The sequence below is a fragment of the Enterococcus sp. AZ089 genome (assembly GCF_050547225.1).
Lineage (GTDB): Bacteria > Bacillota > Bacilli > Lactobacillales > Enterococcaceae > Enterococcus_D > Enterococcus_D entomosocium.
In genome coordinates, this window is the sequence record NZ_CP172954.1 from 2668858 (window position 1) to 2681865 (window position 13008).

The 13008-nt window shown below is 45.2% G+C and carries 12 protein-coding genes; 1 reads left to right on the forward strand and 11 read right to left on the reverse strand.

Annotated elements, in window-relative coordinates; all coding sequences use genetic code 11:
• Positions 1–14 precede the first annotated feature (14 nt).
• Positions 15–887 carry an alpha/beta hydrolase gene (locus IGJ01_RS12315; RefSeq protein WP_142437531.1) on the forward strand — a complete coding sequence of 291 codons (873 nt, stop codon included), beginning with the start codon at positions 15–17 and terminating at the stop codon, positions 885–887.
• A gap of 85 nt (positions 888–972) precedes the next feature.
• Here the strand turns inward: IGJ01_RS12315 and tkt are convergent, their stop codons facing one another.
• The 11 genes from tkt to rhaB form a co-directional block, all read right to left on the reverse strand.
• Positions 973–2988 carry a transketolase gene (gene tkt, locus IGJ01_RS12320; protein WP_430601127.1) on the reverse strand — a complete coding sequence of 672 codons (2016 nt, stop codon included), beginning with the start codon at positions 2986–2988 and terminating at the stop codon, positions 973–975.
• Positions 2989–3154: 166 nt separating this feature from the next.
• Entirely contained in the window at positions 3155–3847 is a 693-nt protein-coding gene (alsE, locus tag IGJ01_RS12325; RefSeq protein ID WP_008380955.1) for a D-allulose 6-phosphate 3-epimerase, read from the reverse strand.
• A 71-nt stretch (positions 3848–3918) separates the two neighbouring features.
• Entirely contained in the window at positions 3919–5019 is a 1101-nt protein-coding gene (locus IGJ01_RS12330) for a PTS fructose transporter subunit IIC (protein ID WP_005234436.1), read from the reverse strand.
• Positions 5020–5043: 24 nt separating this feature from the next.
• Entirely contained in the window at positions 5044–5364 is a 321-nt protein-coding gene (locus IGJ01_RS12335) for a PTS fructose transporter subunit IIB (protein WP_008380953.1), read from the reverse strand.
• A gap of 24 nt (positions 5365–5388) precedes the next feature.
• On the reverse strand, positions 5389–5841 hold the full coding sequence (locus IGJ01_RS12340; RefSeq protein WP_016612612.1) for a PTS sugar transporter subunit IIA: 453 nt from the start codon (positions 5839–5841) through the stop codon (positions 5389–5391).
• A gap of 58 nt (positions 5842–5899) precedes the next feature.
• Positions 5900–6337: a PTS sugar transporter subunit IIA gene (locus IGJ01_RS12345; RefSeq protein ID WP_008380949.1), complete on the reverse strand. Its 438-nt coding sequence runs from the start codon at positions 6335–6337 to the stop codon at positions 5900–5902.
• A complete protein-coding gene (locus tag IGJ01_RS12350) occupies positions 6330–7808 on the reverse strand; it encodes a BglG family transcription antiterminator (protein WP_142437606.1) in 1479 nt (492 codons plus the stop codon). Before IGJ01_RS12350 ends, IGJ01_RS12345 begins: the two co-directional genes overlap by 8 nt.
• A 350-nt stretch (positions 7809–8158) precedes the next feature.
• A complete protein-coding gene (gene fucO / locus IGJ01_RS12355; RefSeq protein ID WP_430601128.1) occupies positions 8159–9310 on the reverse strand; it encodes a lactaldehyde reductase in 1152 nt (383 codons plus the stop codon).
• A gap of 84 nt (positions 9311–9394) precedes the next feature.
• Complete coding sequence (gene rhaD / locus IGJ01_RS12360) at positions 9395–10219, reverse strand: rhamnulose-1-phosphate aldolase (RefSeq protein ID WP_430601129.1); 825 nt, start codon at positions 10217–10219, stop codon at positions 9395–9397.
• Positions 10220–10226: 7 nt separating this feature from the next.
• Positions 10227–11480 carry an L-rhamnose isomerase gene (rhaA, locus tag IGJ01_RS12365; protein ID WP_016612607.1) on the reverse strand — a complete coding sequence of 418 codons (1254 nt, stop codon included), beginning with the start codon at positions 11478–11480 and terminating at the stop codon, positions 10227–10229.
• Positions 11477–12892 carry a rhamnulokinase gene (gene rhaB, locus IGJ01_RS12370; RefSeq protein WP_265590372.1) on the reverse strand — a complete coding sequence of 472 codons (1416 nt, stop codon included), beginning with the start codon at positions 12890–12892 and terminating at the stop codon, positions 11477–11479. Before rhaB ends, rhaA begins: the two co-directional genes overlap by 4 nt.
• Between the last annotated feature and the right edge of the window lie 116 nt (positions 12893–13008).

Sequence of the window (13008 nt, forward strand, 5' to 3'; positions counted from 1 at the left end):
AAAGGAAGAAAACAATGGTTTATCCTAAAAATGCCTTTGCGCAAACAGAAAAAATCCAATTTGACACCTACGGCACTTTGCCGTTAGAAGTGACGATCCTAAAAGCAGCGCAGCCTCGGATCAGCCTTTTGTATTTTCATGGTGGTGGCTTCCTCTATGGTCAGCGAGAAGACCTTCCGCAGGATTATGTCCACCAATTGCTGGCTGCCGGTGTTAGCCTTTATCTCTTTGATTATCCACTGGCTCCCGAAGTAGCGCTGAACGACATTTACCTTCATACAAAAAAGGCAGTGGAATGGTTTTTGACAGAGGGCTGGCACTTCAGCGGCGTTGGTGCAAATGAGTACATTCTATTCGGTCGCTCCGCCGGCGGTTTTTTAGCGACCTTACTGACCGCACGCACAAAGCATCCGGAGCAAAAAGGCTTGATCCGATTTTACGGATACCAAGAGTTGTTTTATAAAGAATTTTTGCAGCCGGCACGCTTTTACACGCAATTTCCGAAAGTCCCGCCACTCGACGCCGAAGCTATGATCGAAAGCCAACCAATCACCCACGGCACGTTAGAAAAACGATTCCCTTTGTACCTTTCCGCCCGTCAATATGGCAACTGGCAGCGTTATTTAGGCAATCGGGAACAGCTGGCAGCCTTGGCGATTCCTGCTGCCGCTTACAAAGACTTTCCTCCTTGCTTTGTCGTTCATTGCAAAAAAGATCCAGACGTTCCCTTCAGCGCCTCCGAAGCTTTCGCAGCACAAGTCCCCCGTGCCAAAACACTTTGGCTCGATTTAGATCAGCATGACTTTGATCGGACACCAAATGCGATCGCTGATGAGTGCTATCGAGAGATGATTTCATGGCTCCTTTTAACAATAGAGAAAAATTAAGCGCAGATTTGGCCATGCTTCTTTAGTAAACAAAAACAGGCGATCTTCAAAGGAATGTTCCCTCTAAAGATCGCCTGTTTTTTGATTATAGTGAGTTGAAGGTATTCACAACATTTTCAACACTAAAGCCGAATTCTGTTAATACTTTGTCGCCAGGTGCGGATGCACCGAAGTGATCGATCGCGATCACTTTTCCATGGCAACCGGTGTAACGTTCCCAACCAAATGGGGAAGCCGCTTCGATCGCTACGCGTTTCTTCACTGCTTTTGGCAAGACGCTTTCTTTGTATTCTGAGCTTTGTGCTTCAAACAGATCAAAGCTTGGTAAGGAGACCACCGATACATCGATGCCTTCTTCTGCCAATTTAGCTTGTGCATGGACCGCAAGATTCACTTCAGAACCTGTGGCGATCAAAATCCCCGCTGGTGTTTCACCGGCTTGTTTTGAAATCACATAGCCACCTTTTGCGACATTTTCATCCGCACCAGTTTGCGTGCCTTCGATCACTGGTAGGTTTTGTCGGCTTAAGACTAAGACCGTTGGTTTATCCGTTGTTGTCATAGCCAGTTTCCAAGCAGCACGGGTTTCATTGCCGTCTGCTGGACGAATCACTTGGACATTTGGCATGCAACGGACGCTAGCTAATTGCTCGATTGGCTCGTGGGTCGGTCCATCTTCCCCAACCGCCACGGAGTCATGTGTCAAGACATAGATCACAGGTGCATGCTGGATCGCAGACAAGCGCACCGCTGGACGCAAGTAATCAACGAAGACGAAGAAGGTCCCGCCATAGATTCGGGTACCGCCATGCAATTGGATGCCGTTCATGGCTGCCGCCATCGCAAATTCTCGGACACCAAACCAAATGTTGCGGCCTTCGTATTGGCCAGGTTCAAAGTCTTTTTCTGCTGCCACCATCGTGTTGTTGGAGCCAGAAAGGTCAGCCGATCCGCCCCATAGACTAGGGACGGCTTTGGACAACGCTTGGATCATCTCTTTGCTGGATACCCGGCTAGCTTGTGAGCTGCCAACTTCGTAGCTTGGTAATGCTGCATCCCAATCTGCTGGCAATTCACCCGCAAAGGCTTGTTTGAATTGCGCCGCAAGTTCTGGGTAGGCTGCTTCATAGGCATGGAAAGTTTCGTTCCAAGCTGCTTCAGCTTTTTTCCCTTCATCGATCATGGTTTCTTTGAAGCGCACGGCAACTTCTTCAGGTACGGTAAATTCTGGGTATTCCCAACCATAAATCGCTTTAGCTGCTGAAATGCCTTCGGCACCGATCGGCGCACCATGAACGGCAGAGGTGCCTTGATTTGGCGCACCGTATCCGATCACAGTCTTGATTTCGATCAAGGTTGGTTTGTCGCTTTCAGCTTTTGCTTCGTCGATCGCTTTTGAGATCGCTTTTGAGATCGCTTCTAAATCATTGCCGTCTTCAACGAGAATGTGTTGCCAGCCATACGCCTCAAAACGCGCACCGACATTTTCTGTAAAGGCTTTTGAGGTCGGACCATCTAGGGAAATGTCGTTTGAATCGTACAAGACGATCAGTTTATCTAATTTCATGTGACCCGCCATGGATGCAGCTTCTTGCGAAACACCTTCCATCAAATCCCCATCGCCACATAAGGCATAGGTATAGTGATCGATGACTTGATACTTGTCGCGATTGTAGGTTGCAGCCAAGTGGGCTTCGGCCATCGCCATACCGACTGCCATGGCGATCCCTTGTCCTAAAGGTCCAGTGGTTGCTTCCACGCCGTCTGTGTGATCGACTTCTGGATGTCCTGGCGTGCGGCTATCCCATTGACGGAAGTTTTTTAGATCCTCAATGGTCACATCGTAACCAGACACGTGCAACAAGCTGTACAATAGAGCCGAACCATGTCCAGCAGACAAAACAAAGCGGTCACGATCCACCCAGTTGCGAGAAGTCGTTGGATTGACTTTCAAGTGTTTCGTCCACAAGGCATAGGCCATGGGTGCTGCCCCCATCGGTAATCCTGGATGTCCTGAATTGGCTTTTTGTACGGCTTCGATACTTAATGTACGAAGGGTGTTCACTCCTAATTGATCGATTTTATCAAATAATTTTTTCAATTAAATTGCCTCCTTCACTTTCTTCAGCCAGCATGTTTCTATTCACTGCCTTTTCACAATAGAAAAGAACCAGACACCCAAAGTTTACAGGCTAGGAGTCATCTAATGCTCCTCTTTTTAACAGTCCGCAACTTGAGTCGTCCGGTTATTTTGCTTTCGGCTTTGCTTAGCTACTCAAAACTTTTCCAGTCATTTCTTGATAATCTGCGACCATGATCGACCATGCTTTGGCAATGTCATCATCTAAACCAAACAATCCACTGCGTCCGACAATATAGATGTCTGGATTGGCTTCATCGATCCGTTTGAAGGATTTCCGATTGGAGGAACCATCCATTTCAATGACATAGTGATAGTCGTATTCTTCCCGTAATTCCCGCAGTTCAACAATTTTATCTAACGCCCCTTCAATAAAGCGTTGGCCAGCAAACCCTGGATCAACCGTCATGATCGTGACTTTATCCAAACGATCGATATAAGGCAAAATGACCGATACTGGCGTTTCAGGATTTAAGACGATCCCGGCTTTTAATCCGGCATCATGGATTTGATCGATCAGACGAAATGCTAACCCATCCAAAACTTCAGCGTGCATGCAAATCCATTCACAGTTGATATCGATCAGCTGCTGCACCCAAAAGGCAGGTTCAGTGACCATCAAATGAGCGGACAAAGGCAACGTACTGATTTTGCGGACCTCTTGAATAAACCATGGGGATAGGGAAATATTGGGTACGTAATGACCATCCATAATATCAATATGATAGGAGTCCACTTGGTCATTCAAAAAAGTGATTTGCTCTTTAAATTTATCTAGATCCATCGTCATCAGTGACGGTGAAAATTCAACTTTGTTCATAGACTTATCCTTTCTCCTCGATCAGTCTTGTACTGAGAGGAACGATTCTTCTTTCAATTGAATCGCTTTTCTTAGAAAATTTGAATATCATCTAAATCGATTTCTTCTTCTTCCACTTCTGCTTGCGCGGCTACTTGTTCTTCAGTGACATTTTTCTTGATCAAAGCCAAGGTGATCCCAGTCACTACTATATTTACCAACAAAGCTACTGCCCCAGCCCATGGACGAGTCATAGTCGGCAGCATCAGCACACCACCAAACGGTACCGTTGCATCTGCCCCTAAGACCATTGAAACAGCACCTCCAGCAGCGCCACCGATAGCTGTTGCGATCAGCCCTCGGACGATATCGTTCATAACGATTGGGATCACCCCTTCAACGATATTGATCACACCCATTGGTACGGCAGATTTTAACGTTTCCACTTCTACAGGCGTATAGATGTTTTTGCCGAACAATTTTGCAATAAAGAATGCTAAACCAAAACCGATTGGTGTTGCAGTATTGACTAATTGCAACGCAGTGATCGGTCCATTGATCCCTTCTGCTTGCATCGTCAGAACAAAAGCAAAGACCGTTTTATTGATTGGTCCGCCATAATCAACGCCACTCAACAAGCCGATGACCGCACCAAAAACCAATAATGAAGAGGAGCCTAAGCTATTTAATGCGTTCGTTAGTAAGTTCGTAAAGGCAGTGATCGGTGTACCGATAATATAGACCATGATCAGACCACCGATCAAAGAGGTCAAAAAGGGAATGATCAATGTCGGCATCAAGCCTTTCGCCCAATTTGGTACTTTAATAAATCGTAAAATAGCAATTACTAGATATCCAGCTAAGTAGCCGCCCAAGATTCCTCCAATAAAACCTGCACCAATGGCATTGGCTGTCAAACCAATAATAAACCCTGGCGCGATCCCCGGTTTTTCGGCAATCGCATAAGAAATTCCTGTCGCAATGACCACCGGAAGCAACCCGAGTCCTGCGCCTCCCATCGTAGCTAAAGCATCCCAAATCGTAAATTCACCTGGCACCAGTTGTCCCTGACTGGTGCCGCCGAAAGCCATGCCAATGGCAATCAAGAATCCGGCACCGCAGACGATCGGAATCAAATAGGAGATGGCTGTCAACAAATGTCCTTTTAAATTCAATGCTTTGATTTTTTCCATAGTTTCCTTCCTCCTTCGGTTTGCTTAGACCGCCTGCTGTTGAACGACCTCTTTGGCTTTTTCCAACAATTTGCTTGGGGACTTGATGGCAACTTCGGTCGGCACTTGAATGATCCGTTTCCCTTCAAATCGTTCTCGTCCTGCTACTTTGACGTCAACTGCTAAAATCACGACATCTGCAGCCGCAATCGCTTCAGGTGACAATTCATTTTCACGGCCGATCGTTCCTTGTGTTTCCACATGGATCTCGTAACCTGCCTTTTTTGCCGCATTTTCTAACTTTTCTTGCGCAATATAAGTGTGAGCGATCCCTACTGTACATGCACATACTCCGACGATTTTCATAATAATTCCTCCTTAAATTTTCTGTTATCCTTGAAATGCTTCAATCACTTGCTGCGGCTCTTTTGCTTTCAACAAGGCAGCCGTCACCTCGTCATTTCCTAATTTCCGAGCGAACAAAGAGAGCAGTTTCAAATGCTTTTGCGCCCCTTCCGTGTCATCACCGACGGCAAATAAGATAATTCCTTTCACTCCCTTGCCATCCAACGTTTCCCAAGGGATCTCTTGTTTTAAAACCCCGATTGCTACGCCGATCTCCTTCACATGAGCACTTTTTCCATGGGGAATGGCAATGTAATTGCCAATCCCTGTTTGACCAACTGCTTCCCGCTCATAGACATCTTTTAAAAATGCTGCCTGATCCGTCAAGTACTCATTGGTATATAAAAGCTGACTCAATTGCTGCAGGGCTTCTTCTTTAGAAGCGGCCTCCATGTTGGTTTTGATTATTTTTGGATCAATCACTGTTGAAATATCCATTCGTTTTCCTCCTCTAGTTGAGTACCTCTTGCCTTACTGAATTGACCATTCATTCCTATCAGCCGCATTGGTTGAGAAGGAAGGCTTCGATTTCTTCTTTTGATTTTTCTGCAATGAATTGCAGATTTTCTTCATAGGCGAAACATTTCATTAAGCGGATGACTGCTTGTTTCACCGCGGTTGTTTCGTTAGTCTTCATCAGGATCGCAAAAATCGTTTTTGCTTGCAGCGTTCCCTGCCAAAGGACTTCTTCACCTCTGACGAGGACGATTCCGCTTTTTTTCAACACAGTACTTTCAATGTGTGGTAGCGCAAAATCTTCAGCAATCATCGTATTGCCGCTCGCTTCTCGGGCTTGCAGTGCTTCAAATAGCAGGGTTTTGCTCTCCGTCAGCCCGATTGTTTGGCTAACACCTGCAATCTTCCTTAAAACATCGACTTTCGTCTCTCCTGCTTCTGTTGAAACTAACGTAAGGGACAAAGGGAATTTAGTCATTTCTCACCCTCCCAATCATCGCTTCAAGGCGTTTTTGGTCTTCCATCGTCAGCATGGCGCTCACGATCACAACCGGAATCGGACTATCGATCGTTAATTGAACGGTTGAGATGATCATCTCCGTAGCCGGGTGTTGCTTTAAAGCCGCTTCCACATCACGAGAAGGTAGGACAGCGGTGATTGCTAACTCACGAAATTTCTTATGCACTTTTACTTTTAATAATTCGGAGGTCCCGATTCCTGTAGTACAGACGATCATGACCTTGAGTTGTTGAGGATGTTCTTCGATCGCTTGAGCAAAGTAAAGGGTGACAAAGCCGATTTCATCTTCTGTGAGCGCTGGCAAATCGTACACTTGGCAGATTTCTCTTGCAGTCTCTTCGGTAGCAAAAAACAAATCTGTATATTCTAATTTGATTTGCTCCAAAAGATTGTTTTTGACTTCGATCCCATGTCGCAACCGATTGATCATTGGTTTGATATGGCGAGCCAATTTACCGAATAACTCCTCGTCTTCAAATGACCGCTGCAGCTGAGTGCTCATTTTTTCTATAAATGCATTAGAAATTAGTTTTACTTGTTCTGACAGATCCTCTAATTCATCCGTGGCCTTTTGCATCCGTGAGGAGACGAGGTATTGATACATATAATAGCTTTCGTTTTCCGGTAATTTCGTATGCAAGTACTGTTCGCTATTGCCAATGATCTCTTTGGCGATGGTGGCTAATTCTGGGTTTTCTTGCATTTGCTGTTTCTCTTTCTCATCTAAAATATCCTCGTTAAACGAATTCCCTACTTTGCGAAACCGTCGCAATAAGATATACAGGTGAGAAAAAAGATTAATGTTATAAGGATGTGGTATTACTAATCCTAGGTGATTTTCAATCAAATTCAGCTGTCGCAAAACAAACTCCGCATCATAGCGGTTGAACGCCTCATTCGTCACATGCAGATCATCCAAGCGGATATTGCGGGTTTGTTGGATATACTCCTGCAATGCACGACGGATATTTTTTTCTGCACCGTTCACCCCGATCATTTTATTTTTGCGGGAAACCGTCAGCTCAAAACGCTGCAAAGCTTCAGAAATTAATTTCTCATCACTGTTGATAACCGTTTCACTCACATAAAAAGGCTGATACAGGGAAAAAATATTCTTTCTTTTTGGAGAAATAAGCAATAGCTCCTCCATCACTTTGTTCCGGCGTTCCACTGGTGTCAGCGCATTTGGCATTTCCGCTTTCTGACTCTGGGGCTTTTCTTGATGATGGAAACTTAAGCGGTAGCCTTTCCCTTTTTCTGAGAGAATCACATAGTCAATCGCGGCATCCTCATTGATCGCTTTTACGATGCGATAAATCGACTTTGTAGAAAGTCGAAGCGCTGCGGATAGTTCATCGGCTGTGACAAATTCTCTCGTATTGGAAAGAATATGGATAATTTTTCTCTTTCGTTGTTCCATAACAGTCATGTAACCGTTCTCCTTTCTACACACTTATCATAGCACCAGGAAATGTAAGCGTTCTATCATCCTTTGTCCCCTTCAAGGGACAAAGACGATCGATAATAAGAATTACAATACAACGTTAAGGACAAAAAAAACAGCCATTTTTCAAAATGGCTGTAACAAAATCAGTGTTATCATGAATATTCATTGTTCAACTGTTGGAATAAGAAAAGAAAAGCTGCTAGTTCCCCTGAAACGAGAAGGAAAACGCCGTTTATCGAAACCCTTCAACCGTCGTTAAGGAGCAATCCAGGTTTGAGCGCCTATACAGCAAGCGAAATAAGCACGCTCATTGAAAGGAACGATTTGAGCTTTTACATCAACGAACGATAAAGCTCAATAATCTCTTCTAAAGTCGTATCCCGCGGGTTGCCTGGTGTGCAGACATCATTCAAGGCATCTTTGGCGATGGCTGGGATATCTTCTTCTTTGACGCCTAATTCAGAAATGGTCGCTGGAATACCCACATCTGTGCTTAACTGATCGATTGCTTGGCAAGCAGCATCTCGGACGTCTTCAAGTGACATCGTTTCTGCCCCTTCAATGCCTAAAACGATCGCGATCTCACGGTATTTTTCACCCGTAAAGTCTTTGTTGTATTTCATGATGGTTGGCAACAAAGACGCGCACGCTACTCCGTGAGGAATGTTGTACCAAGCGGACAATGGATGTGCCATGCCGTGGACTAAGCCCAAGCCGACGTTTGAAAAGCCCATACCGGCAATGTATTGCCCTAGTGCCATCGCTTCTCGTCCTGCTTGATCGCCATTCACGGAATCTCTCAATGAGCGCCCGATGATCTCGATTGCTTTGATGTGCAGCATGTCAGTCATTTCCCAAGCGCCTTTGGTGATGAAGCCTTCGATGGCGTGGGTCATGGCATCCATCCCCGTTGCAGCTGCCAGACTCTTCGGCATCCCCATCATCATATCGCTGTCCACAAAGGCTACTACAGGAACATCGTGAGGATCTACACAAACAAATTTCCGATGATTTTCTTCATCTGTAATCACATAGTTGATCGTTACCTCGGCTGCAGTCCCAGAAGTTGTCGGTACCGCTAAAATCGGCAAGCATGGATTTTTCGTGTCTGCCACGCCTTCCAAACTAATCACATCTGAAAATTCAGGATTCGTAGCAATAATCGCAATCGCTTTTGCCGTATCGATCGGTGAACCACCGCCAATCGCAATGATACAATCAGCTTGGGCTTCTTTGACAAACGCTAAGCCGTCTTTGACATTTTGGATCGTTGGGTTGGGCACGATCCCATCATATAACGCATAGTCGACACCTGCTTCATCCAATAATTTCGTCACTTTGGTTGCTACTTCAAATTTCACCAAATCTTTGTCGGTGATCACTGCCGCTTTTTTGAACCCTCGTGCCTTGAATTCTGTCGGTACGTTCTCGATCGCTCCTTTTCCAAAATACGATGTTTCATTCAAAATCATTCTATTCGCCATTCTTCCTACCTCCATTTGTTTGTTTATTCACAATATAATTTAAATAGAAAAGACTGAAAGCCTTTTCTATTCTTCTACCATTACTTATACCTCAAGATAGCCTGCTCGGGGAGTGACTTTGAAAGCGTCAGCCAATTTTTTCAGATTTTCATCTGTAATGGTTTGTAAGATTGGGCCTTGCGCTTTAACATAGGTGTACACTTCCGCAGCTTTCTCTGCCGTTTCAATCAAGCCAAAGACTTCGTCCATATCTTTGCCAGCACCGTAGATGCCATGTTGTGGCCAAAGAACCAAACGGGTTTCTTTCATTTTAGCAGCCGTTGCTTCGCCGATTTCATTCGTTCCTGGGACCATCCAAGGAATGATGGAAACGCCTTCTGGGAAGACAACCAAACACTCCGTACACATTTGCCACAAGGTCCGCGTGAAACTGCGTTCATCCAACTCATGGGTAAAACTCATGGCCAAAAGATGCGATGCGTGGTTATGCATGATGATTCGGTTTTCTGGATCGACCGACAAGCGAGCGATATGACTCATGAAGTGACTTGGCAATTCACTCGTTGGCACCGCACCATTTTCCAAGCCCCAAAGCAATTCCAATGTTTTCCCATCTTCTTTGACCCGAATCACACCAAGGTTTTCCGCTGGATGTGCCGCTACATTTTTAAAGTATTTTCCTGAACCTGTCACGATAAAGTACTTGCCAGCTAGTGCCGTGGCATCAAAAATCATGGGAATTTCCCGCAAGACGCTTTGCGGATCGATGAAAGGCAAGATCTCTTCTTCTGTTAATAAGTAAGAAATATTGCCGCCGTTGCGCTCATCCCACCCTAAACGGTAAAGGTTTGCTGTCGTTTCCATCATTTCTTGTACAAAATTCGCTTGTAAAATATCAATCTTTTTCATCGTTCTCCTACTTTCTGGCTTTTAAGACGGTTTCTTCATAGGCTTTCACTTCTGATAGCCAATCCAGACCTGCTGGTACCCCTTGGCTTTCACAGAAGTAATTCCAAACATCTGCATACGGATAGTCTTTTAATTCTTCCGTCATGGCTAAGCGAGTGGTGAAATCACCTGACAATTCGATTGCTTTTAGTTCTTCGATCGGTTCTAGCATCGCTTTTAGCAACGCTTTTTGAGTATTGCGCGTCCCGATCACCCACGCAGCGACCCGATTGATCGTTGCATCAAAGAAATCTAACCCAATGTTGGTTTTTGGCAATAAGTCATTGCGAACCAATTCGCGACCAATCTCTTGCAATTCATCGTCCATGATCACGACATGATCACTATCCCAGCGTACGGGACGGCTGACATGCAGCAAAATGCCTTTGCTAAATAGTGCCAATGAAGACAATTTATTGGAGATCACCTCGGTTGGATGGAAATGTCCAGCATCCAAACAAATCAATTTATCGCGCGTCAAGCCATAGCCCATATAAAATTCATGAGAGCCGACGGTGTAGGCTTCGGCACCAAGACCAAACAACTTGCTTTCCACGGCATCTACCGTGTATTCCGCTGGCAATTCTTCAGCAAAAATCTCATCTAATGCTGTCATCAAGCGTTCCCGTGGTGTAAAACGATCGATCGGGTTGTCTTTGTAGCCATCTGGCACCCAGAAATTATTGACACAGACTTGCCCAGTTTCTTTCCCCATATAGGCAGCGATTTGACGAGAACGTTTGCCGTGTTCGATCCAGAACTGACGAACTTCTTCATCTGGTGAAGCAAGGGTAAAGCCATCTTTGAACATGGGATGTGAGAAAAAGGTTGGATTGAAGTCTAAACCTAAGCCTTGTTCTTTCGCCCAAGCGACCCATTTTTCAAAATGCTTCGGCTCCAATTCATTTAGATCCACTGCTTCCTCGGTGTCTAAATAGATGGCGTGAAGGTTCAATTTGTGTTTTCCAGGAATCAAAGAGTAGGCTTTTTCTAAATCTTGGCGCAACTCCTCTGGGGTATGGGCAGCACCAGGATAATTCCCCGTTACAGAGATCCCACCAGATAATGCTTCATCACTCAAAAATCCTTGGACATCGTCCCCTTGCCAAACATGCATCGAGATTTTCACATCGGCTAATTTTTTCAAAACCGCATCCGTGTCGACGCCTAATTTGGCATATGCTGTCTTAGCTTCTTCATAACGCTGTTGAATCGTTGTCATTTTTTTCCTACTCCTTTTATAAAACGTTGATAGTTGCTTAAAATCTTGTGATCAAAAGGCTGTGGTTCATGAACACTGCAAGGAAATGAGTGTTTGACCGCACGGCGTGCTTCAGGCAGCGACGTGAAGATGCCAGCACTCATCATCTGCATTAAAAGATTGCCGATCGCCGTTGCTTCACTTGGGCCAGCTTCGATCGTCAGCTGCGCAGCATCAGCCGTCAGTTGATTTAAAAAGCGATTGTTGGAACCGCCCCCCACGATATGCAGTTTTTGCAGCTTGTTTGTCGTACCTGTCAGCTGTTCCAGCTTTTGCAATTCACTGGCATAACAAAGCGCTAAGTTATCATACACACAGCGAGCCAATTCCCCTGCAGTTTCTGGAACTTTCTGCTGGGTTTCTCGACAATACGCTTGCAGTTCAGTAATCATGTTTTCTGGATTCAAAAAACGAGGATCATTGACATCGACAAACTGTTGAAAAGCAGGCGTTGCTTGCGCCAATTCCGCCAATTCTGCATAGGAATATTGATAGTCTTGCTGCCGAGCCACTTCTTGGATCAGCCACATGCCCATGATGTTTTTTAAAAAGCGAATCGTGTTGTGGGCACCCCATTCGTTCGTATAATTTTCATCAAAGGCGGCAAGGGAAACATTGGGTACTTTGGTTTCGATCCCCAGCAATGACCAAGTCCCGCTGCTGATGTAGCCCCAATCTGCCCCCTCTCCAGGTGTACCGATGATCGCTGATGCCGTATCATGACTAGCGACAGTGACAAAGGTCGCTTGTGGCAAATCATAGGCTGGAAACTTCTGTGTTTGCAGTGTGCCTAAAACCGTTCCAGCATCAACCAATGGTGGGAATAGGCCTTCTGTTACGCCGATCTCAGCTAACAATTCTGTATCCCATGTTTGGGTGTTGGCATTTAGAAGCTGCATCGTCGAAGCATTGGTTTTTTCCGTGACCATCTTGCCAGTAAAAACGTAGCCCAAGAAGTCTGGAATCAGCAGCAGCTTGTCGGCTTTTTGCAGCAGTTGCGCTTCTTCTGCGGCTAACTGAAAAATCGTGTTGAAGGGCTGCAGCTGAATGCCTGTTTTCTCATACAGTTTTTGCAAAGAATAGCGCTGACCAAAAGCTGCGATCGCATCATTGGTGCGACTATCTCGATAAGCGACTGGGTCGCCTAAACGTTCGCCTGCTTGATCGATCAAACAGTAATCCACTGCCCAGGTGTCGATTCCGACGAAGCAGTCATTGATACCTGCTTGTTTCACTTTTTGCAGTCCTACTAAAATCTCTTGGATCAAATAATCGATCGCCCAACGGTCAAAGCCTTCATGAGGACGAAAGCCGTTTTTAAAGCGATGGATCTCTTCTAAAGTGATCTGCTCATTTTCCCAATGGCTCAGCATCAGACGACCGCTTGATGCACCGATATCGATTGCGATAAATGTGTTCACTGGTCTCCACCTTTCATTATCTTGGTTAAAAATAAATCGATTACAATTCACTGATTCATTCTTGTTGC